20 protein-coding genes are annotated in these 19,638 nt (G+C 70.0%); 16 read left to right on the forward strand and 4 right to left on the reverse strand.

Annotation, left to right across the window (positions count from 1 at the left end; genetic code table 11):
• Nucleotides 1-19: 19 nt before the first annotated feature.
• Complete coding sequence (locus ACPYIS_RS01520; protein ID WP_424858670.1) at nt 20-1,120, forward strand: AraC family transcriptional regulator; 1,101 nt, start codon at nt 20-22, stop codon at nt 1,118-1,120.
• Here ACPYIS_RS01520 and ACPYIS_RS01525 read toward each other — a convergent pair.
• A complete protein-coding gene (locus tag ACPYIS_RS01525; RefSeq protein ID WP_424858669.1) occupies nt 1,096-1,515 on the reverse strand; it encodes a YchJ family protein in 420 nt (139 codons plus the stop codon). The two genes, ACPYIS_RS01520 and ACPYIS_RS01525, sit on opposite strands and share 25 nt — an antisense overlap.
• A 134-nt stretch (nt 1,516-1,649) precedes the next feature.
• On the opposite strand from ACPYIS_RS01525, the gene ACPYIS_RS01530 reads away from it, so the two are divergent.
• The 4 genes from ACPYIS_RS01530 to ACPYIS_RS01545 are packed head-to-tail and all read left to right on the forward strand — an operon-like array spanning nt 1,650 to nt 5,213.
• Nucleotides 1,650-2,663: a sulfate ABC transporter substrate-binding protein gene (locus ACPYIS_RS01530; RefSeq protein WP_424858668.1), complete on the forward strand. Its 1,014-nt coding sequence runs from the start codon at nt 1,650-1,652 to the stop codon at nt 2,661-2,663.
• 2 nt (nt 2,664-2,665) lie between these two features.
• Nucleotides 2,666-3,703: a methionine ABC transporter ATP-binding protein gene (locus ACPYIS_RS01535; RefSeq protein WP_068606921.1), complete on the forward strand. Its 1,038-nt coding sequence runs from the start codon at nt 2,666-2,668 to the stop codon at nt 3,701-3,703.
• The gene (locus ACPYIS_RS01540; protein WP_068606923.1) at nt 3,696-4,373 is read left to right on the forward strand and encodes a methionine ABC transporter permease; all 678 of its coding nucleotides are present in this window, start codon (nt 3,696-3,698) and stop codon (nt 4,371-4,373) included. Before ACPYIS_RS01535 ends, ACPYIS_RS01540 begins: the two co-directional genes overlap by 8 nt.
• Nucleotides 4,374-4,415: 42 nt before the next feature.
• A complete protein-coding gene (locus ACPYIS_RS01545; protein ID WP_068606925.1) occupies nt 4,416-5,213 on the forward strand; it encodes a MetQ/NlpA family ABC transporter substrate-binding protein in 798 nt (265 codons plus the stop codon).
• Between the two features lie 27 nt (nt 5,214-5,240).
• Here the strand turns inward: ACPYIS_RS01545 and ACPYIS_RS01550 are convergent, their stop codons facing one another.
• The gene (locus ACPYIS_RS01550) at nt 5,241-5,780 is read right to left on the reverse strand and encodes a peptide deformylase (protein WP_333709159.1); all 540 of its coding nucleotides are present in this window, start codon (nt 5,778-5,780) and stop codon (nt 5,241-5,243) included.
• Nucleotides 5,781-5,889: 109 nt separating this feature from the next.
• Between ACPYIS_RS01550 and ACPYIS_RS01555 the strand changes: the two genes are divergently transcribed.
• The 11 genes from ACPYIS_RS01555 (at nt 5,890) to chrA (ending at nt 16,730) form a co-directional block, all read left to right on the forward strand.
• Nucleotides 5,890-6,381, forward strand: a complete 492-nt coding sequence (locus ACPYIS_RS01555) for a CoA-binding protein (RefSeq protein ID WP_068606928.1) — start codon at nt 5,890-5,892, stop codon at nt 6,379-6,381.
• Nucleotides 6,382-6,425: 44 nt separating this feature from the next.
• Nucleotides 6,426-7,745 carry an O-acetylhomoserine aminocarboxypropyltransferase/cysteine synthase family protein gene (locus ACPYIS_RS01560; protein ID WP_068606930.1) on the forward strand — a complete coding sequence of 440 codons (1,320 nt, stop codon included), beginning with the start codon at nt 6,426-6,428 and terminating at the stop codon, nt 7,743-7,745.
• Nucleotides 7,746-7,784: 39 nt separating this feature from the next.
• Nucleotides 7,785-8,540: a c-type cytochrome gene (locus tag ACPYIS_RS01565; RefSeq protein ID WP_424858667.1), complete on the forward strand. Its 756-nt coding sequence runs from the start codon at nt 7,785-7,787 to the stop codon at nt 8,538-8,540.
• Entirely contained in the window at nt 8,537-9,844 is a 1,308-nt protein-coding gene (locus ACPYIS_RS01570; RefSeq protein WP_424858666.1) for a c-type cytochrome, read from the forward strand. Before ACPYIS_RS01565 ends, ACPYIS_RS01570 begins: the two co-directional genes overlap by 4 nt.
• A gap of 35 nt (nt 9,845-9,879) precedes the next feature.
• Nucleotides 9,880-11,112, forward strand: coding sequence for a PAS domain S-box protein (locus ACPYIS_RS01575; RefSeq protein WP_424895189.1), 1,233 nt, complete (start codon nt 9,880-9,882; stop codon nt 11,110-11,112).
• On the forward strand, nt 11,109-11,777 hold the full coding sequence (locus tag ACPYIS_RS01580; RefSeq protein ID WP_424895188.1) for a response regulator: 669 nt from the start codon (nt 11,109-11,111) through the stop codon (nt 11,775-11,777). Before ACPYIS_RS01575 ends, ACPYIS_RS01580 begins: the two co-directional genes overlap by 4 nt.
• Before the next feature lie 166 nt (nt 11,778-11,943).
• Nucleotides 11,944-13,350 carry a CmpA/NrtA family ABC transporter substrate-binding protein gene (locus tag ACPYIS_RS01585; RefSeq protein ID WP_424895187.1) on the forward strand — a complete coding sequence of 469 codons (1,407 nt, stop codon included), beginning with the start codon at nt 11,944-11,946 and terminating at the stop codon, nt 13,348-13,350.
• 3 nt (nt 13,351-13,353) lie between these two features.
• Complete coding sequence (gene ntrB, locus ACPYIS_RS01590; RefSeq protein WP_068606942.1) at nt 13,354-14,229, forward strand: nitrate ABC transporter permease; 876 nt, start codon at nt 13,354-13,356, stop codon at nt 14,227-14,229.
• Between the two features lie 3 nt (nt 14,230-14,232).
• A complete protein-coding gene (locus ACPYIS_RS01595; protein ID WP_425973785.1) occupies nt 14,233-15,027 on the forward strand; it encodes an ABC transporter ATP-binding protein in 795 nt (264 codons plus the stop codon).
• A gap of 26 nt (nt 15,028-15,053) precedes the next feature.
• The gene (gene cynS / locus ACPYIS_RS01600; protein ID WP_068606946.1) at nt 15,054-15,497 is read left to right on the forward strand and encodes a cyanase; all 444 of its coding nucleotides are present in this window, start codon (nt 15,054-15,056) and stop codon (nt 15,495-15,497) included.
• A gap of 30 nt (nt 15,498-15,527) precedes the next feature.
• Nucleotides 15,528-16,730 (forward strand): chromate efflux transporter, encoded by a 1,203-nt coding sequence (gene chrA, locus ACPYIS_RS01605; RefSeq protein ID WP_424895185.1) that lies wholly within the window; start codon nt 15,528-15,530, stop codon nt 16,728-16,730.
• A gap of 5 nt (nt 16,731-16,735) precedes the next feature.
• On the opposite strand, the gene ACPYIS_RS01610 is transcribed toward chrA, so the two are convergent.
• Together ACPYIS_RS01610 and trkA are read right to left on the reverse strand one after the other, a co-directional pair.
• Nucleotides 16,736-18,196: a TrkH family potassium uptake protein gene (locus ACPYIS_RS01610; RefSeq protein WP_424858660.1), complete on the reverse strand. Its 1,461-nt coding sequence runs from the start codon at nt 18,194-18,196 to the stop codon at nt 16,736-16,738.
• 31 nt (nt 18,197-18,227) lie between these two features.
• Complete coding sequence (trkA, locus tag ACPYIS_RS01615; protein ID WP_424858659.1) at nt 18,228-19,619, reverse strand: Trk system potassium transporter TrkA; 1,392 nt, start codon at nt 19,617-19,619, stop codon at nt 18,228-18,230.
• Nucleotides 19,620-19,638 lie beyond the last annotated feature (19 nt).

Below are 19,638 nucleotides of genomic sequence, written 5' to 3' on the forward strand. Positions count from 1 at the left end.
ATGGTTGCAGAATGCGCCAATGGCGTCGCGATTTCGCTCCCCTTCCCCCGCACCATCCCGGCCGGCGCCGGTGGCCGCTACGCCGGCTGCTTTCGCGCAGGCCATCGTGGCTGCGTATGGCCGCCGCGGACAGTCGGCCGCGGCGGCGCTGGCAGCGGCGGGGCTGGACGAGGCCGCGCTGGCCGCCCCGGACGCCCGCCTCACCAGCCTGCCCTTCGAGCGCCTGAGCGCCCACGCCATGCGCGAACTGGACGACGAGGCGCTGGGCTGGTTCTCGCGCCGGCTGCCCTGGGGCAGCTACGGCATGCTGGCGCGGGCCTCGCTGACCGCACCCGATCTGGGACTGGCGCTGGCGCGCTGGTGCCGCCACCACCGCCTGCTGACCGATGACGTGACGCTGACGCTGGAGCGCACCGGCGACACCGCCACACTGCGTCTGACCGAACAGCGCGCGCCGGGCGCGGACATCGCCGATGCCACGGAACGCGCCACCACCCGCGAGTTCGCCCACGTCTCGCTGCTGCGCAACGCGCTCGGCCTGGCGGCCTGGTTCATCGACTCACGCATCGGGTTGCGCGAGGCGGCCTTCGCCTACCCCGCACCGCGGCATGCCGACGCCTACGCGGTGCTGTTCCCCGGCGCGCACGTGGGCTTTGACGCCACGCAGACGGTCGTCACCTTTGACGCGGCCTACCTGGACCAGCCGCTGCGGCGCGACGAGGCCGCCCTGCGCGCGATGCTGCAGCGGGCTGTGGCGCTGATGGTGCACCCGGACCGCCGCGACCGCCTGCTGGTCGAACGCGCGCGCACCTGGCTGCGCAGCCACCCGGACGGCGCCAGCGCTAAGCGGCTGGCCGATGCGCTGCACGTCTCGGTGCGCACGCTGCAGCGGCAGTTGCACGAGGCCGGCACGAGCGTGCAGGACCTGAAGGATCAGGTGCGGCGCGACCTGGCCACCGAGCACCTCCTGCGCACGCGCTGGCCCGTCAAGCGCATCGCTGCCCACGTGGGCTTCGACAACGAAAAAAGCTTCATCCGCGCCTTCAAGGCCTGGACCGGGCTGACGCCGGCGGCGTTCCGACAGGCGGCGGGGCCTCAGCGCACGTCGCCGTCCACGTAGAACCAGCGCCCGCCCTCGCGCACGAAGCGGCTGACCTCGTGCAGGCGCTGGCCGCGGCCCGCCACGCGCGAGCGAGCCACGAACTCCACCTCGGCGCGGTCGGCGTCGAGAGCGCGGTGGCGTCTGACCTCCAGCCCGAGCCACGTCACCGCGGGCTCCAGCGTCAGCTCCGCGGGCCGCGTGCTCGCGTGCCAGGTGGCCAGCAGGTGCGCCACATCCCCGCGCACGAAGGCCGTGTAGCGCGAACACATCAGCGCCTCGGCGTCGGGGGCCGGCACCGCGGCGCCGGGCTCGCGGTGGGGACCGCAACACGCGGCGTACGAACGGGCGCGGCCGCGGGCGTCGAGGCGTGCGCAGGGACAGGGATCGACCGGGCGGGGCGACGGAGACGGCATGGCGGCGGCATTGTGGGGGAAGATGGTCCGCCTCGAAAGATCAATTGGTTATTTATAAATAGAAATATATTGGTTCCATTTATTTTAAAAAGCCAGCAACATGCCGTCCGAGGACATTTCAAGGAGTTGCCGACATGCACCGCCGCCAACTGCTCCCGATCCTGGCGCTGCTGCCGGGCATCGGTGCGACCCTTCCCGCGCTGGCCCAGCCCCGCCCCCCGATCATCCTGCTCAACGTCTCGTACGACCCCACGCGCGAGCTGTACGTCGACCTCAACGCCGCCTTCGCTCGTGGTTGGAAGGCACAGACGGGTCAGGACGTCGCCATCCGGCAGTCGCACGGCGGCTCCGGCAAGCAGGCGCGCTCCATCATCGACGGGCTGGAGGCAGACGTGGCCACCCTGGCGCTGGCCGGCGACATCGACGCGCTGAACGAGCACGGGCAGCTCATCCCCAAGGACTGGCAAAAGCGCCTGCCGCACAACTCAGCGCCGTACACATCGACCATCGTGCTGGTGGTGCGCCAGGGCAACCCCAAGGGCATCAAGGACTGGGATGACCTGATCCGGCCCGACGTGAAGGTGATCACGCCCAACCCCAAGACATCGGGGGGCGCGCGCTGGAACTACCTGGCCGCCTGGGAGTACGCCAAGCGCAAGTACGGCAGTGACGCCAAGGCCCGCGAATTCGTTGCCAAACTGTATGGCAACGTCCCGGTGCTGGACACCGGCGCACGGGGCTCGACCATCACCTTCGCGCAACGCCAGCAGGGCGATGTGCTGATCGCCTGGGAGAACGAAGCCTACCTGCTGGAAAAGGAATTCGGCACCCGCTTCGACATTGTCGTTCCGTCGCTGAGCATCCTGGCCGAGCCACCTGTCACGGTCGTGGACAAGATCGTGGACCGCAAAGGCACGCGCAAGGTTGCCGAGGCCTACCTGCGCTTCCTGTACACCGACGAAGCCCAGGACATCATCGGCCGCCACTTCTACCGACCGCGCTCGCAGCAGGCGCTGGCCAAACACGCCCAGCAGTTCCCGCGTCTGCCGCTGTTCACTATCGACGAGGCCTTTGGCGGCTGGGCCCAAGCCACGCGCACGCACTTCGCCGACGGCGCCTCGTTCGATCAGATCTACACGAAGCGCTGACCATGATCGAACTGCGGGGTATCCACCATTGGTACGACAGCGCCGGCGGACGCGTCCATGCCCTGCGCGGCGTGAACCTGACGGTGCAGCCGGGCGAGGTGTTCGGCATCATCGGCCGCAGCGGCGCGGGCAAGAGCTCGCTGGTGCGCACAATCAACCTGCTCAACCGCCCCACCGAAGGCACGGTCACCGTGGCCGGCCAGGCGTTGACGCAACTGGACGCGGCGGCGCTGCGCGCCGCCCGGCGGGAGATCGGCATGATCTTCCAGCACTTCAACCTGCTGTCGTCGCGCACGGTGTACGACAACGTCGCCCTGCCGCTGGAGCTGGCCGGGCTGTCGCGCGAGGCGATCCGCGCCCGCGTCATGCCGCTGCTGGAGCTGGTCGGACTGGCGGGGCTGGCGCAGCGCTACCCGGCGCAGATCAGCGGCGGGCAGAAGCAGCGCGTGGGCATCGCCCGGGCGCTCGCCAATCAGCCCAAGGTGCTGCTGTCGGACGAGGCCACCTCGGCGCTGGATCCCGAGACCACGCGCGCCATCCTGGGCCTGCTGCGCGAGATCAACCGCGAGCTGGGCCTGACCATCGTGCTGATCACACACCAGATGCAGGTGATCAAGCAGGTGGCGCACCGGCTGGCGGTGATGGAAGCAGGCGAGATCGTGGAGCAGGGCGACACGCTGGCGGTGTTCAGCCAGCCGGGGCATGACGTGACACGGCGCCTGCTGGACGAGGTGATGCCCAGCGAGCTGCCGCCGGCGGTGCTGGCGCGCGTGCGCGCACTGATCCGGGCGGACGGGGCCGGAACCCGGCTGTGGCGCGTGAGCTTTGCCGGCGAATCGTCAGACCGGCCCCTGATCGCAGACCTGGTGCGGCGCTTCGGCCTGGACCTCCACATCGTGCACGGGCAGATCGACGAGGTGCAGGGGCGGCCCTTCGGCAACCTGGCGGTGCTGGCCCGCGGCGCGCAGGAATCGCTGCAGGCTGCGGTGCGCCACCTGCAGGGTGCCGGCCTGCGCGTGCAGGAGGTGGCCCATGGCTGAGTGGCTCTCGACCCACTTTCCCCCTGCGCTGATCGAGCTGTTTGTCGATTCGCTGGGCGAGACGCTGGTGATGGTCGGCCTGTCGGGCCTGGCCGGTGCCGTGCTCGGCATTCCGCTGGGCGTGCTGCTGCGCCTGACGGATCGGGGCGGCGTGATGGAAAACGCGGCCTTCAACCGCACCGTCGGCGCACTGGTCAATGCCGTGCGCTCCACGCCGTTCATCATCCTGCTGGTGGCGATCATCCCGCTGACGCGGCTGCTGACGGGTTCCTCGATCGGCACGGCCGCGGCTGTCGTGCCCCTGACCGTGGCGGCGGCCCCCTTCATCGCGCGGCTGGTGGAGGCCTCGCTGCGCGAGGTGGACGCCGGCCTGATCGAGGCGGCGCAGGCGATGGGGGCCACCCATACGCAGATCGTCTTCAAGGTGCTGCTGCCCGAGGCCGTGCCCGGCATTGTGGCCGGCCTGACGATCACGCTGGTGAGCCTGACGGGCTATTCCGCAATGGCCGGCGCCATCGGCGGTGGCGGCCTGGGTGACCTGGGCATCCGCTACGGCTACCAGCGCTTCATGCCCGAGGTGATGGCTGCCGTGGTGCTGGTGCTGATCGTGTTCGTGCAGGCGGTTCAGAGCGCAGGCGACTGGCTGGTGCGGCGCCTGAGCCACCGCTGAGCTGGATTTTTCACCCTTCTTTTTTCCGACAAGAGGTCATTCATGCAAAAACGTCACTTGCTTCAATCCGCCGTCGCCCTGGCCGTGGCATGGTCCGTCGGCGGCCCCGCGCTGGCGCAGGACAAGCCCCTCAAGATCGGCGTGACGGCCGGGCCGCACGCGCAGATCTTCGAGCAGGTCAAGAAGGTCGCCGAGAAAGACGGCCTGAAGATCCAGATCATCGAGTTCAGCGACTACGTGCAGCCCAATGCCGCGCTGGCGGCGGGCGACCTGGACGCCAACAGCTATCAGCACAAGCCCTACTTGGACCAGCAGATCCAGGACCGCGGCTACAAGTTTGTCCCGGTGGGCTACACGGTCAACTTCCCGATAGGCATTTACTCCAAGAAGGTCAAGCGACTGGAGGATCTAAAGGAGGGCGCGCGCTTCGGCATCCCGAACGACCCGACCAACGGCGGGCGGGTGCTGCTGGTGCTGCAGGACAAGGGGTTGATCAAGCTGCGGCCGGAGGCGGGTCTGAAAGCCACCCCACTGGATGTGGTGAGCAATCCCAAGAAGCTGCGCTTTGTCGAACTGGATGCCGCCCAACTGGCGCGCTCGCTGGACGATCTGGACGCCTCTGCGGTCAACACCAACTACGCCCTGCCCGCCGGCCTGCACCCGGGGCGCGATGCCATCGCCCAGGAGAGCGCCAAGAGCCCCTACGTGAACCTGATCGCCGTGCGCGAGCAGGACAAGGACAAGCCGTGGGTGTCCAAGCTCGTCAAGGCCTATCAGTCGGAGCCGGTGCGGCAGTTCATCCTCACCGAGTTCAAGGGCGCCGTGTTGCCTGGGTTCTGACACCGGCCGCAGCGCCAGCCGATCCGGTCAATCATCCGGCGTATCGGGCAGCCCCGGAAACAGCACGTCCACATAGCCCAGTTGCGTGAGGTCCGTCATGCGCGTCGGGTACAGCCGCCCGATCAGGTGGTCGCATTCGTGCTGCACCACCCGGGCGTGGAAGCCCTCGACCTCGCGTTCGAGCGGGCGGCCGTGTGCGTCAAAGCCGCGGTAGCGGATGCGCCGGAACCGCGGCACCCGGCCGCGCAGGCCCGGCACCGAGAGGCAGCCCTCCCAGTCCGTCTCCTGTTCATCGCCCAGCGGCTCGATCACCGGATTGATGAGCACGGTGGGCGGCACGGGCGGGGCTTCGGGGTAGCGCGGGTTGGGCCGGCCCGTGCCAAAGATCACCACCTGCCAGTCCTCCCCGATCTGCGGGGCCGCCAGACCGGCGCCGTTGGCGGCGGCCATGGTGTCGCGCAGATCCTGCAGCAGCGCCGGCAGGAAGGGGGCGCCAAAGTCGGTGACGGGCCGGGCGACACGCAGCAGGCGCGGGTCACCCATCTTGAGGATGGGACGGACGCTCATGGGAACGGATGCACGTGGGCGGATGGTGGATGATTGTGGCGGTTTTCCTGCACACCCGGACGTGCGCCCGGCACATCCACAAGGCCCCGCGCTGCCCTACACTGGCGCCATGAGCACCATCGCCGATCTGCGCCGCATCCTTGCGAGCTGCCGCACCCTGGCCGTGGTCGGCCTGTCGCCGCAGTGGCACCGGCCGAGCTTCTTCGCCGCCAAGTACATGCAGGCGCACGGCTATCGCATCGTGCCTGTCAACCCCGGAGCGACCGAAATCCTGGGCGAACGCTGCTACCCCAGCGTGACGGCCGCTGCACAGGCCCTGGCCGAGCGCGGCGAGCGCATCGACATGGTGGACTGCTTCCGCCGCAGCGACGACATCCCGCCGATTGCCGAGGAGGCCATCGCCATTGGCGCACGCTGCCTGTGGCTGCAGCTCGGCGTGGTGAACGAGGCCGCCGCCGCCCGGGCCCGCGCCGCCGGGCTGGACGTGGTGATGGACCGCTGCGTCAAGATCGAGCACGCCCGCCTGTTCGGCGGACTCAACTGGGCGGGGGTGAACACCCGCGTGATCTCGGCCAAGCGGCCCCACCAGCTGCCCTACTGAGGCCCCCTGACGCGCCGACCCGGCGCACGCGACGAGACGACCCCATGGCAGACCACGACTTCGGCTTCGGCACCCGCGCCATCCACGCCGGCGCCATCCCCGACCCGGTGACCGGCGCGCGCGCCACCCCCATCCACCAGACGACGAGCTTCGTGTTCGACAGCGCGGAGCACGCCGCCAGCCTGTTCAACCTGCAGACCTTCGGCAACGTCTACAGCCGCATCTCCAACCCCACCGTGGCGGTGCTGGAGGAGCGCGTCGCCGCGCTGGAAGGCGGTCGGGCGGCGCTGGCCTGCGCCAGCGGCATGGCCGCGCAGATGACGGCGCTGCTGGCCATTCTCAAGGCCGGGGACCACATCGTCGCCGCCTCCACGCTGTACGGTGGCACCGTGGGCCAGTTGGGCGTGGGCTTCCGGCGGCTGGGTATCGAGACCACCTTCGTCGACCCGTCTGACCCGGAGAACTTCCGCCGCGCGATCCGGCCCCAGACTCGCGCCCTCTATGGCGAGACGATCGGCAACCCACGCCTGAACGTGCTCGACATCGCCGCGGTAGCCCGCGTGGCGCACGAGCACGGCCTGCCGCTGGTGATCGACAACACCGTGGCCAGCCCCTACCTGTGCAACCCGTTCCAGTTCGGGGCGGACATCGTGGTGCACAGCGCCACCAAGTACCTCGGCGGGCACGGCACCACCATGGGCGGGCTCGTGGTGGAGTCGGGCCGCTTCGACTGGGGGGCGCCCGGCACGCGCGAGAAGTTCCCCGAGATGCTGGAGCCCAGCGCCGCCTACCACGGCGTGAAGTTCTACGAGACCTTCGGCGACTTCGGCTACACCATGAAGGCGCGCATGGAAGTCAACCGCACCTTCGGCGGCTGCCTGTCGCCACTGAACGCGTGGCTGCTGCTGCAGGGCATCGAGACCCTGCACCTGCGCATGCAGGCCCACTGCCGCAATGCGCTGCGGGTGGCGCAGCACCTGGCCGAGCACCCGCGCGTGGCCTGGGTCAACTACCCCGGCCTGCCCGACTCGCCCGACCACGCGCTGGCCCGCCAGCAGTTCCGCGCCATCGACGGCGCGCCCGGCTGCTCGGGCATCCTCAGCTTCGGCATCCGCGCCGACGACCCGGCCCGTGCGGGCGAGCACTTCATCGACGCCTGCGAGTTCCTGAGCCACCTGGCCAACATCGGCGACGCCAAGACCCTGGTCATCCACCCGGCGTCGACCACGCACCGCCAGCTCAGCGCCGCCGAACTGGCCGCGGCCGGCGTCGGCCCGGACATGATCCGGCTGTCGGTGGGCATCGAGGACGTCGAGGACATCCTCTGGGACATCGACCAGGCGCTGGACCAGGCGGTGGGCTGAGCCGCGGCGAAGTCGCCCGGTCGCGGCGACAATTGGGGCATGGAGACCCTGACCGCCTGGGCACGGGCATGGCGACGCGGCCTGGCCGCCGCCGGCCTGTGCCTCCTGACCACCGCCCACGCCGCTCCGCCTCCCGCCCGCCCCTTCGAGGACACGCTGGCGCAGCGCCTTCAGGCCTGCACGGTCTGCCACGGCGCCGAGGGCCGTGCCGCCCCCGACGGCTACTACCCCCGCATCGCCGGCAAGCCGGCCGGCTACCTCTACCACCAGTTGCTCAACTTCCGCGAAGGGCGCCGGCACTACCGGCTCATGGTGCAGATGGTGGATCCGCTCGATGACGCCTACCTCTGGACCATCGCCGAGCACTTTGCCGGGCTGAACCTGCCCTACCCGCCGCCGACGGCCGTGCGCCAGACGCCGGCGGAGCGCGCCCGCGGCGAACGGCTGGCCCGCCAGGGCGATGCGGCGCTGGGCGTGCCGGCCTGCATCCAGTGCCACGGCGCCCGCCTGACCGGGCGGCAGCCCCACGTGCCCGGCCTGCTCGGCCTGCCACGCGACTATCTGACGGCGCAAGTGGGCGCCTGGCGCACTGGCCTGCGCCGGGCCCACGCACCGGACTGCATGCACACCATCGCCGAGCGGCTGGGCCCGGAGGACGTGGCCGCCGTGGCGGGCTGGCTGGCCAGCCAGCCGCTGCCCGCCGACACCCGGCCCGACACCCCGGGCGGCCCACTGCCCATGGCCTGCGGCCCGCTGCGCACGCCGGCCACCGCGGCGGCAGGAGGGGGGCGATGAGCCGATCCCTGCACCGCTGGAACACCCGGGCCAGGGCCGCGCTGGCCGCTTCGGCCAGCCTGCTGGTGCTGGCGGCGGCCTGGCTGCTGTGGCCCGCCCGCCCGGTCGAGGTGTCGCGCCCCGACCCGCCCGCCACCGATGCCGCGACGGTGGAACGCGGGCGCTACCTGGCCACCCTGGGCAACTGCCAGACCTGTCACACCGCCCGGGGCGGTACGCCCTACGCCGGGGGCCGCGCCATTCCCACGCCGTTCGGTCTGGTCTACAGCAGCAACCTGACGCCGGGCGCGGGCGGCCTGCAGGGCTGGACCGCCGCCGACTTCTGGCGCGCGCTGCACCACGGGCAATCACGCGACGGGCGCTGGCTCACGCCGGCCTTTCCGTACAACAACACCACGCACATCACCCGGGCTGACAGCGACGCCCTATTCGCCTACCTGATGAGCCTGCCGCCTGTCGACGGGGCGCCACCCGACCATGCGCTGCGCTGGCCCTACGGCACGCAGGCGGCGCTGAAGGTGTGGCGGGCGCTCTACTTCCGCCCCGCCGAGGCGGCCTCCACCGCCACCGCGCCGGTGGGCGTCACCGCCGAGCGCGGCGCCTACCTGGTGCGCGGCCTGGGCCACTGCAGCGCCTGCCACGCCACGCGCGGCACCCTGGGCGGCAGCAACGACATGCTGGGCCTGGCGGGCGGCCTGATCCCGGTGCAGAACTGGTACGCCCCCTCGCTCAACGACCCGGCCGAGGCGGGCGTGCAGGACTGGACGGTGGACGAGGTGGTGCGCCTGTTCCGCGACGGCCGCGCGCGCGACGCCGCGGTGCATGGCCCCATGGCCGAGGTGGTGCTGCACAGCACCCAGCACTGGCGCGACGAGGACCTGCGCGCCATGGCGCTTCATCTGCAAGCGCTGCCGCGCCAGCCGGCCCCGGCGGCGAGCGCGGAGCCCACCCTGCTGCGCGCCGACGGCGCTGCCGTGTACCGACAGTACTGCGCCCAGTGCCACGGCGAACAGGGCGAAGGCATGCGCGGCGCGGACGGCGGCTGGGCCTACCCCCCCCTGGCCGGCAACCGCGCCGTCACCCTGGGCAACCCGGCCAACCTGGTGCAGATGGTGCTCAACGGCGGCTTCGGCGTCGCCACGCGGGGCCACCCGCAGCCCTTCGGCATGCCACCCTACGTGCTGGAACTGAACGACGCCCAGATGGCTGCCGTGATCACCCATATCCGCGCGCGCTGGGGCAACCAGGCGCCGCCCGTGAGCGAGCTCGACGTGCGCGAGTTGCGCGGTTCGTCGCTGCGTTGACGGGCCGGTGGCACGGCCCTTGCATGCTGGCAGGCATGGCCGTTGCCGCCTCCCTCCCGCCGCCGCCCGCTGCCGCGCCTGCGCCGCACGCGTGGTACGAGCGCCTGGGCCTGCTGCTCGAGTCGACCGGCGAGGGCATCTTCGGCATCGATCTGGACGGCGCCTGCGTCTTCATCAACCAGGCCGGCACCCGCCTGCTCGGTTTTGACACGCCGCAGCAGGTGCTGGGCCTGAACATGCACGACCTGACGCACCATTCCGATGCGTCGGGACACCCCTACCCGGTCGATCGCTGTCCCATCTTCAACGCATTCCGGCAGGGGCTGCCCTGCCGCATCGACACCGAGGTGTTCTGGCGCCGCGACGGCAGCGCCTTCCCGGTGGAATACACCAGCTACCCGATCCAGGACGGCACGCTGATCCGGGGGGCCGTCATCACCTTTGTCGACATCACGGCGCGCAAGCAGGCCGAGGCTGCGCTGCATGACGCCAAGGCGCAGTTGGAGGCGCGCGTGCGCGAACGCACCGCCGAGTTGCAGACCGCCCTGCAGCAGTTGCGGGAGCTGGCCATCCACTCCGAACGCGTGCGGGAGGAGGAGCGCACCCGCATCGCGCGCGAGATCCACGACGAACTGGGCAGCCTGCTGGTGGCGCTGAAGATGGACGTCAACTGGATGGACAAGCGCCTGTCGGAGCAGGGAGCGCGCCAGCCCGACGAGGCCGAGCGCATGCGCGAGCGGCTGCGCTGCAAGTGCCAGAACATGAGCCGGCTGATCGAGTCCGCCGTGGACAACGTGGGGCGGCTGATCAACGACCTGCGGCCCAGCATCCTGGACCACCAGGGCCTGTGGGCCGCGCTGGAGTGGCAGGCGCAGGAATTTGCCGCCACGGCGGAGCTGACCCTGGACTGGAGCATGGACGTGGCAACGGAGGCCGATCCGCCCGAGGCGGCGGCGATGGCGGTGTTCCGCATCTTTCAGGAGATGCTGAGCAACGTGGGGCGCCATGCCCAGGCGCGCACCCTGCAGGTGCGCATCGGCTTCGGCGACGCCGGCCTGCACCTGCAGGTCCGCGACGACGGCCGCGGGGCCGATCCGCGCGTGTTCGAGTCGCCGCAGGCCTACGGCATCCTGGGCATGCGCGAGCGCGCCCGGCACCTGGGCGGCCGACTGTTCCTGCACAGCGCACCCGGGCAGGGCTGCACGCTGACCCTGGAGGTACCTGCGGCGGCGCTGCGCCCGGCGGGGGCGGCGGAGGCCCGGGCATGAGCACGCTCAAGCCGCTGCGCGTGCTGATCGGCGACGACCACCGCATCGTGCGCGAGGGCCTGAAACAGGTGCTGGCCGAGGCCGAGGACATCGCGGTCACCGCCGAAGCCACCACCGGCGACGAGGTGCTGGCCCGGGTGCGCGACGCGGCCGACGGCGAGGCCTTCGACGCCGTGCTGCTCGACATCGCCCTGCCCGGCCGCGACGGGCTGGACGTGCTGCAGGTGCTCAAGCGCGAGCGGCCGGGGCTGCCGGTGCTGATGCTCAGCACCTACCCGGAGCGCCAGTACGCGGTGCGCTGCATCCGCCTGGGCGCGGCGGGCTACCTGAACAAGGGCGCCGACCCCGACGACATGGTGGCGGCCGTGCGCAAAGTCGCCGGCGGCGGCCTCTACGTCACGCCCGCGACGGCGGAGGCGCTGGCCGCCTCGGTGGGGGGCCACGCACCGCGTCAGGGCACCGAGGCGCTCTCGCACCGCGAGCACCAGGTGTTCCGCCTGCTCTCGCAAGGGCTGAGCGTGAGCGAGATTGGTGCGCGTCTGGGCCTGGCCGCCAACACCGTGAGCACCTACCGGGCCCGCGTGCTGGAAAAGACCGGCGCGCGCAACGATGTCGAGCTCGCGCTGCTGGCCGAGCGGCTCGCCCGCGGCGCGGCCCGCCCCTGAAGCACCGCCGCAGCCCCCCCACCGACCCCACCTCGCCCGGCGATGTAGGGCCAGCCCTACACGAAATCGAAGAACCGTCGGCGATTTGCAGCACAAGCTGCCAGACGGGCACGCCCCGGCCCGCCGCTTGCATGGAATGGCGCATCCCCAACCACGGAGGTGTGCCATGACCCAGTACTTCGATCCCTACGACGCCGACCGCCCGCTGATGCTGAAGTGCCGTTGCGGCCGGGATCACACGGTCGCCGAACACCAGCAGGAGGAAGCCGCGCGCGCCGACGCCGCGGCCACCCTGCGCCAGCGCAGCGAGTCGACCGATTTCGCCGAATACGCCAACCAGTTCATCGAGGCCGCGCTGGTCAAGGCCCTGTTCCCGCAGGACGCGATGCGCCGGCGCTTCCTGCGCGCGGTGGGCAAGGGCACGGCGATGGCGGCCATCTCCAGCGTCGTGCCGCTGGCCAGCCTGCAGGCCATGGCGCAGGAGAAGGCCGCGCTGGAGAAGAAGGACCTGAAGATCGGCTTCATCCCCATCACCTGCGCCACGCCGCTGATCATGGCGCACCCGCTGGGCTTCTACCAGCGCCAGGGCCTGAACGTCGAGGTGGTCAAGACCGCCGGCTGGGCGCTGATTCGCGACAAGATGCTCAACAAGGAGTACGACGCGACGCACTTCCTGTCGCCGATGCCGCTGGCCATCAGCCTGGGCCTGGGCTCCAACGCCACGCCCATGAACGTGGCCACCATCCAGAACACCAACGGCCAGGCCATCACCCTGGCGCTCAAGCACAAGGACAAGCGGGACCCGAAGGACTGGAAGGGGTTCAAGTTCGCCGTGCCCTTCGAGTACTCGATGCACAACTTCCTGCTGCGCTACTACGTGGCGGAGGCTGGGCTGGACCCTGACAAGGACATCCAGATCCGCGTGGTGCCGCCGCCCGAGATGGTGGCCAACCTGCGCGCCGGCAACATCGACGGCTTCCTGGGCCCCGACCCGTTCAACCAGCGCGCGGTGTTCGAGGAGGTGGGCTTCATCCACCTGCTCACCAAGGACCTCTGGAACGGCCACCCCTGCTGCGCCTTCGGCACCAGCACGGAATTCATCCAGCAGAACCCGAACACCTTCGCGGCGCTGTTCCGCGCGGTGCTGACGGCCGCCGCGATGGCGCGCGAGGCCAAGAACCGCGAACTCATCGCCAAGGTGATCGCGCCCACCCAGTACCTGAACCAGCCCGAGATCGTGCTTCAGCAAGTGCTGACCGGGCGCTTTGCCGATGGCCTGGGCGGCATCAAGACGGTGCCCGACCGCGCCGACTTCGACCCCATGCCGTGGCAGAGCATGGCGGTGTGGATGCTGACCCAGATGAAGCGCTGGGGCTACATCAAGGGCGACGTGAACTACCGCCAGATCGCCGAGCGCGTCTTCCTGCTGACCGACGCGCGCAAGCACATGAAGGACCTGCGCCAGCCCGTCACCGAGGGACCCGGCTACCGCAAGCACACCATCATGGGCAAGGAGTTCGACCCCGCCAAGCCGGACGAGTACCTGCGCGGCTTCGCGATCCGGAGGACCTGAGCCATGCGGTCGACCTACCCGAACCTGCGCGCGGCGCTGGTGTCGCTGCTGCTGCTCGTCGCTGTGCTGGGCATGTGGCAGCTGGCCACGGGGGGCGGTGCCGGCACCCCGGCCGCCGCCACCGCCAACCTGTCGGCGGAGGAGCTGGAGTACCTGCGCATGATGGGCAAGGACCCGGAGACACAGGCGCAGAAGAGCGGCGGCTTCCCGAGTCCGATGGCGGTGGCCGAAGCCTCGTGGCGGCACCTGTCCGACCCGTTCTTCGACCGTGGGCCCAACAACAAGGGCATCGGCCTGCAGCTGCTGCACTCGCTGGGGCGCGTGGCCATGGGCTTCGGGCTGGCGGTGCTGGTGGCGCTGCCGCTGGGCTTCGTCATCGGCATGTCGCCGCTGATGCGCAAGGCACTCGACCCCTTCATCCAGGTGCTCAAGCCCATCAGCCCGTTGGCGTGGATGCCGCTGGCGCTCTACACGCTCAAGGACTCCAACGTCAGTGGCGTGTTCGTGATCTTCATCTGCTCGGTCTGGCCGATGCTGATCAACACCGCCTTCGGCGTCGCCTCGGTCAAGCGCGACTGGCTCAACGTGGCGGCCACGCTGGAGGTGTCGCCGCTGCGCAAGGCCTTCCGCGTGATCCTGCCGGCCGCGGCGCCCACCATCCTGACCGGCATGCGCATCAGCATGGGCATCGCCTGGCTGGTGATTGTCGCGGCCGAAATGCTGGTCGGCGGCACGGGCATCGGTTACTTCGTCTGGAACGAGTGGAACAACCTCAGCCTGCCGAACGTGATCTTCGCCATCCTGACCATCGGCGTGGTCGGCATGCTGCTCGACCAGATGTTCGGTCTGCTGCAGAAGGCGGTGACCTATGTGGAGTAAGTCATGACCCCTTTCCTGCAGATTGAGGGCCTGAGCAAGGCCTACCACCCGGCCCGGCCGGTGTTCGCGGACGTGTCGTTCGGCCTGGAGCGGGGCGAGTTCGTCTGCATCATCGGCCACTCCGGCTGCGGCAAGACGACCATCCTGAACGTGCTGGCCGGGCTGGACACGGCCACCGCGGGCCACGTCTTCATGGACGGGCGCGAGGTGCTCGGCCCCAGCCTGGAGCGTGGCGTGGTGTTCCAGGGCCACGCGCTGATGCCCTGGCTCACGGTGCGTAAGAACATCGCCTTCGCCGTGGAGTCGCGCTGGCCAGACTGGAAAGCCGCTCAGGTGAACGAACACGTCGAAAAGTACGTGGCCCTGGTGGGCCTGAGCCACGCGATCGACAAGAAGCCCAGCCAGCTCTCGGGCGGCATGAAGCAGCGCGTCGGCATCGCCCGGGCCTTTGCCATCCAGCCCAAGATGCTGCTGCTGGATGAGCCCTTCGGCGCGCTCGATGCGCTGACGCGCGGCACGATCCAGGACGAGCTGATGGCCATCGTGCGCCAGACGCAGCAGACGGTGTTCATGATCACCCACGACGTGGACGAGGCCATCCTGCTGGCCGACCGCATCCTGCTCATGAGCAACGGCGCCGACACGCCCGCGGGCTACCGGCCCGGCGGCATCACCGAGGTGGTGGCCAACCCGCTGCCGCGCGATCGGACCCGCGCCGGGCTGCACCACCTGCCCGGCTACTACGAGCTGCGCAACCACATCGTCGATTTCCTCGTCTCGCGCGCCAAGGCGCACTGACCCCACCCACCCTGCAAGGAGCTTCCATGAACCGCAATGACGTCACCGAAAAGATCATCTCCACCAAGGTCGCCAAGGGCCTGAAGTGGGAGGACGTGGCCAAGAAGGTTGGCCAGTCCAAGGAATGGACCACGGCGCTGTGCCTGGGCCAGATGACCGCCACGCCCGAGCAGGCCAAGGCCCTGGGCAAGATCTTCGGCCTGACCGCCGAGGAGCAGAAGTGGCTGCAGGTCGTGCCCTACAAGGGCTCGCTGCCGACCCAGGTGCCGACCGACCCGCTGATCTACCGCTGGTACGAGATCGTGAGCGTGTACGGCACGACGATCAAGGAGCTGATCCACGAGGAATTCGGCGACGGCATCATGAGCGCGATCGACTTCAGCATGGACATCACGCGCGAGCCCGATCCCAAGGGCGACCGCGTGCACGTCGTGCTGTCGGGCAAGTTCCTGCCCTACAAGCAGTACTGACCGCCGCCGGCGATCGGGCATGATCGCGGCATGTCCCCGCGCGACCGTGCCCGCGAGTGCCTTGCCATCGCCCTGCTGTTCCTGCGCCTGGGCCTGACCAGCTTTGGCGGTCCGGTGGCGCACCTGGAGGTGTTCCGGCGCGAATTCGTGCAGCGCCGCGCCTGGCTGGATGCGCGGGCCTACGGTGATCTGGTCGCGCTGTGCCAGGTGCTGCCCGGACCGGCCAGCAGCCAGGTGGGCATGGCGCTGGGGCTGCTGCGGCAGGGCTACGCCGGGGCGCTGGCGGCGTGGATCGGCTTCACGCTGCCCTCGGCCATCGCAATGGCCGCGCTGGCGCTGTGGCTGGCGGGCCCAGCCCCCGGCGCGCGCGTGCCCCCGGGTCTGCTGCAGGGCCTGATGCTGGCCGCCGTCGCCGTGGTGGCCCATGCCGTTTGGGGCATGGCACGCAGCTACGCCCCCGGCGGCCGGCGGTTGGCCTGGGCCGCGACCGTGGGCGTTGCCGCCTGGGTGTGGCCCAGCGCCTGGGCCCAGCCGGTGCTGATCGCCCTCAGCGCCGGCTTTGGCGCGTGGGCCTTCCGCCAGGGATGGGCACCCCCTGCCAGCCCCTTGGCCGTGGACATCGGGCGCCGGGCGGGCGCCGTCTGGCTGGGCCTGTTCGGCGCGGGCCTGGCCGTTCTGCCCATGCTGGCGGCTTGGGCCCCTGGCGGGTGGTGGCCCGTGGCTGATGCGTTCTACCGCATCGGGGCGCTCATCTTCGGCGGGGGTCATGTGGTGCTGCCGCTGATCCAGGCGGAAGTGGTGGGCCCTGGCTGGATCGGCGCAGAGACCTTTCTGGCCGGCTATGGCGCGGTACAAGCCATGCCGGGACCCATGCTGACCATCGCCAGCTATGTGGGCGCCGCCCTGACGCCACCCCTGGGCGGCTGGACCGGCGCCACCGTGGCCCTGCTGGCCATCTACGCCCCGGCTTTTCTGGTGCTCGCCGGCACCCTGCCCGGCTGGACCCGTTGGTGCCAGTCTCCGCGGCTGCGGCCCATGCTGGAGGGCGTGCACGCGGGCGTGGCCGGGCTGCTGGCCGCCGCCCTCGCCCACGCGGCCCACGCCGCCATCCATGGGGTCGCGACGGCCGTGGCCGCAGCCGCCGCCCTGGCGCTGCTGCGCAGCGGCCGGGTGCCGGTGTGGGCGCTGGTGGGGGTGTACGCGGCGGGCGGTTGGATGCTGGGCGGGCACTGATCCCCTCACCGCCGCCAAAACGCCCGCGTGAACAGCACCAGCACGCTCAGCAGCTCCAGCCGCCCGAGCAGCATCGCAAAGCTCAGCACCCACAACTGAAACGGCGACAACCCGCCGTAGTTGCCGGCGGGGCCGACCTCGCCCAGGCCGGGGCCGATGTTGTTGACCGTCGCCACCACGGCCGAGAAGGCCGTCACCAGATCCAGCCCCGACAGCAGCAGCAAAAACGTCAGCCCCATGGTTGCGGCACCGTAGAAGAGCATGAAGCCCAGCACCGCCGCCATCACCTGCGCCGGCACGGCCTGCCCCCCCAGCGTGACCGGATTGACCACATGCGGGTGGATGATGCGCACCAGCTCGCGCCGCGCCTGCTTGACCAGCAGCACCATGCGCACCATCTTGATCCCGCCGCCGGTGGACCCGGCGCACGACACGAAGGCCCCCAAAAACAACAGGAACACGGGGATGAACACCGGCCACTGCATATAGTCCGTCGTGGCGTAGCCGGTGGTCGTGGCCAGCGACAGCACATGGAAGGCCGCCTGCCGCACGGCCGTCGGCCCGTCGGCGTACACCCCTTCGGCCAGCAGCATCAGCGTCACCAGCGCGATGGAGGCTGCCAGCACGATGGCGTAGGTGCGGATTTCGTGGTCGTTCCACAGCGGGCGCAGCGTCATCCCGCGCAGGACCATGAAGTAACGCAGAAAGCTGATGCCCGCCAGCGCCATGAACACCACGGCCACCCACTCCACCGCGGCGGACTGGAAGTGGCCGATGCTGGCGTCGTAGGACGAAAACCCCGCCAAGCCCATGGTCGAGCACATGTGCATGAAGGCATCGGCCCAGCCCATGCCGGCCCAGCGGTAGGCCAGCAGGCACAGCACCGAAAAACCGAAGTACACCCCCCACAGTCCGCGCGCGGTCTCGGCGATGCGGGGGGTCAGACGGGCATCCTTCATGGGGCCGGGCGTCTCGGCCTTGTAGAGCTGCATGCCCCCCAGGCCCAGCATGGGCAGCACCGCCACCACCAGCAGCATCACGCCCAGTCCGCCCACGTACTGCAAAAAGCAACGCCAGATGTTGATCGACACTGGCAAGCGCTCCAGCCCGGACAGCGCCGTGGCGCCGGTGGCGGTCAGCGCGCTCATGGCCTCGAAATAGGCGTGGTGCCAAGTGATGCCGGGCACCATCAGCATCAGCGGCACGGCGGAGTACGCCGGCAGCACCAGCCACACCAGATTGACCAGCAAAAAGCCGTCGCGCGGCATCAGCTCGCGCCGGCGCGAGCGCGTGATCAGCCACAGCACCGCGCCGCTGGCCAAGGTCAGCCCCGCGCACGCGGCCCACTGCAGCTCGTGCGTCAGATCGTCGTGGAACCAGGCCCACGCCATCGGCACCCCGAAAGCCACGGCAAAGGCCATCAGCACATGCGAAAAGACGTAGAGCGCGGGGCTGAGGGATTGCATGCGTGCGGATGAGCGGTGCGGGCCGCGGGCGTCAGCCGAAGAAGGTCGCCCCGACCTGGAACAGCTTTTCCACCTCGCGCACCAGGCGCTTGTGGGGGATGAAGATGACGATGTGGTCGTCGGTGCGGATCAGCGTGTCGTGGTGCGGCATCAGCACCTCGGCATCGCGCCCCTCGCCGCGCACGATGGCGCCGATGCGCGCGCCCTTGGGCAGGCGGATTTCCTCCACCCGCCGGCCGACCAGCCGGGACGTCTTGACGTCGCCGCGTGCCACGCCCTCCAGCGCCTCGGCGGCGCCGCGGCGCAGGCTGTGCACCGCCACCACGTCGCCGCGGCGCACATGCGCCAGCAGCTCGCCGATCACCGTCTGCGCGGGCGACACCGCGATGTCGATGGCGCTGCCCTGCATCATCTCGGCATACGCGCGGCGGTTGATCAGGGCCATCACCCGGCGCGCGCCCAGCCGCTTGGCCAGCATGGCCGACATGATGTTGTCCTCGTCGTCGTTGGTCAGCGCGAGGAAGAGGTCCATGTCGGCGACGTTTTCCTCTTCCAGCAGCGCTTCGTCCACGCTGTCGCCCTGCAACACCAGCGTGCTGGAGGGCAGTTGGCTGGCCAGGTACTCGCAGCGCCGGGGGTTGCTCTCGATGATCTTGACCTCGCACTGCCCGACCAGGGAGCGGGCCAGCCGCAGCCCGACCTTGCCGCCGCCAGCGATCATGAGCCGCTGCACCGGCTTGTCGCGCGCGTGCAGCGCCTGCAGCACGAGCCGGATTTTGTCACCCGCCGCCAGGATGAACACTTCGTCGCCCGGCAGGATGCGGGTATGCGGCTCCGGGTCCATCTCGGCGTCGAGCCGGTACAGCGCGACCACGCGCATTTCGGCATGCGGGAACAAGGCCCGAAACTCGCCGATGGTGTGCCCGACCAAAGCACTGCCCGCCGTGGCCCGCACCGCGATCAGGCTCGCGCGGCCATCGGCAAACTCCAGCACCTGCAACGCCTCGGGGTAGTCGATGAGCTGGTGGATATAGCGCATCACCGACTCTTCGGGGCAGATGACGTGGTCCACCGCAAAGCCGCTTTTGCCCAACAAGTCGCTGCCTTCTTCGAACTCGGGCGAGCGCAAGCGCGCGATCGTCGTGGGCACTTGGAAGACGTCGTGCGCGATCTTGCACACGACCAGGTTCGATTCGTCCTGCGCCGCGCAAGCGATGAGCATGTCGGCGTCTTTGGCGCCCGCTTCGGCCAACACCGACGGCTGGATACCGTTGCCGACCACGCCCCGCAGGTCGAGTCGCTCCTCCAACGCACGCACGCGCGCTGGGTCCTGGTCGATGACGGTGATGTCGTTTTGCTCGGACACCAGGCTTTCGGCGACGCTCTCGCCCACCCGGCCCGCCCCGAAGATGATGATGTTCACCGCATCATGATACGACGAA

The organism is Tepidimonas sp. HKU78 (assembly GCF_049860815.1).
In the GTDB taxonomy this organism is placed as follows: Bacteria; Pseudomonadota; Gammaproteobacteria; order Burkholderiales; family Burkholderiaceae_C; genus Tepidimonas.

What these genes read in the sequence shown, in the direction of transcription:
- ACPYIS_RS01580 (WP_424895188.1), top strand. Translation starts at nt 11,109, where the DNA reads ATGAGCACGCTCAAGCCGCTGCGCGTGCTGATCGGCGACGACCACCGC.
- ACPYIS_RS01560 (WP_068606930.1), top strand. Translation starts at nt 6,426, where the DNA reads ATGGCAGACCACGACTTCGGCTTCGGCACCCGCGCCATCCACGCCGGC.
- ACPYIS_RS01565 (WP_424858667.1), top strand. Translation starts at nt 7,785, where the DNA reads ATGGAGACCCTGACCGCCTGGGCACGGGCATGGCGACGCGGCCTGGCC.
- cynS (WP_068606946.1), top strand. Translation starts at nt 15,054, where the DNA reads ATGAACCGCAATGACGTCACCGAAAAGATCATCTCCACCAAGGTCGCC.
- ACPYIS_RS01530 (WP_424858668.1), top strand. Translation starts at nt 1,650, where the DNA reads ATGCACCGCCGCCAACTGCTCCCGATCCTGGCGCTGCTGCCGGGCATC.
- ACPYIS_RS01585 (WP_424895187.1), top strand. Translation starts at nt 11,944, where the DNA reads ATGACCCAGTACTTCGATCCCTACGACGCCGACCGCCCGCTGATGCTG.
- ACPYIS_RS01525 (WP_424858669.1), bottom strand. Translation starts at nt 1,515, where the DNA reads ATGCCGTCTCCGTCGCCCCGCCCGGTCGATCCCTGTCCCTGCGCACGC.
- ACPYIS_RS01550 (WP_333709159.1), bottom strand. Translation starts at nt 5,780, where the DNA reads ATGAGCGTCCGTCCCATCCTCAAGATGGGTGACCCGCGCCTGCTGCGT.
- chrA (WP_424895185.1), top strand. Translation starts at nt 15,528, where the DNA reads ATGTCCCCGCGCGACCGTGCCCGCGAGTGCCTTGCCATCGCCCTGCTG.
- ntrB (WP_068606942.1), top strand. Translation starts at nt 13,354, where the DNA reads ATGCGGTCGACCTACCCGAACCTGCGCGCGGCGCTGGTGTCGCTGCTG.
- ACPYIS_RS01595 (WP_425973785.1), top strand. Translation starts at nt 14,233, where the DNA reads ATGACCCCTTTCCTGCAGATTGAGGGCCTGAGCAAGGCCTACCACCCG.
- ACPYIS_RS01570 (WP_424858666.1), top strand. Translation starts at nt 8,537, where the DNA reads ATGAGCCGATCCCTGCACCGCTGGAACACCCGGGCCAGGGCCGCGCTG.
- ACPYIS_RS01575 (WP_424895189.1), top strand. Translation starts at nt 9,880, where the DNA reads ATGGCCGTTGCCGCCTCCCTCCCGCCGCCGCCCGCTGCCGCGCCTGCG.
- ACPYIS_RS01540 (WP_068606923.1), top strand. Translation starts at nt 3,696, where the DNA reads ATGGCTGAGTGGCTCTCGACCCACTTTCCCCCTGCGCTGATCGAGCTG.
- ACPYIS_RS01535 (WP_068606921.1), top strand. Translation starts at nt 2,666, where the DNA reads ATGATCGAACTGCGGGGTATCCACCATTGGTACGACAGCGCCGGCGGA.
- ACPYIS_RS01555 (WP_068606928.1), top strand. Translation starts at nt 5,890, where the DNA reads ATGAGCACCATCGCCGATCTGCGCCGCATCCTTGCGAGCTGCCGCACC.
- ACPYIS_RS01520 (WP_424858670.1), top strand. Translation starts at nt 20, where the DNA reads ATGGCGTCGCGATTTCGCTCCCCTTCCCCCGCACCATCCCGGCCGGCG.
- ACPYIS_RS01545 (WP_068606925.1), top strand. Translation starts at nt 4,416, where the DNA reads ATGCAAAAACGTCACTTGCTTCAATCCGCCGTCGCCCTGGCCGTGGCA.
- ACPYIS_RS01610 (WP_424858660.1), bottom strand. Translation starts at nt 18,196, where the DNA reads ATGCAATCCCTCAGCCCCGCGCTCTACGTCTTTTCGCATGTGCTGATG.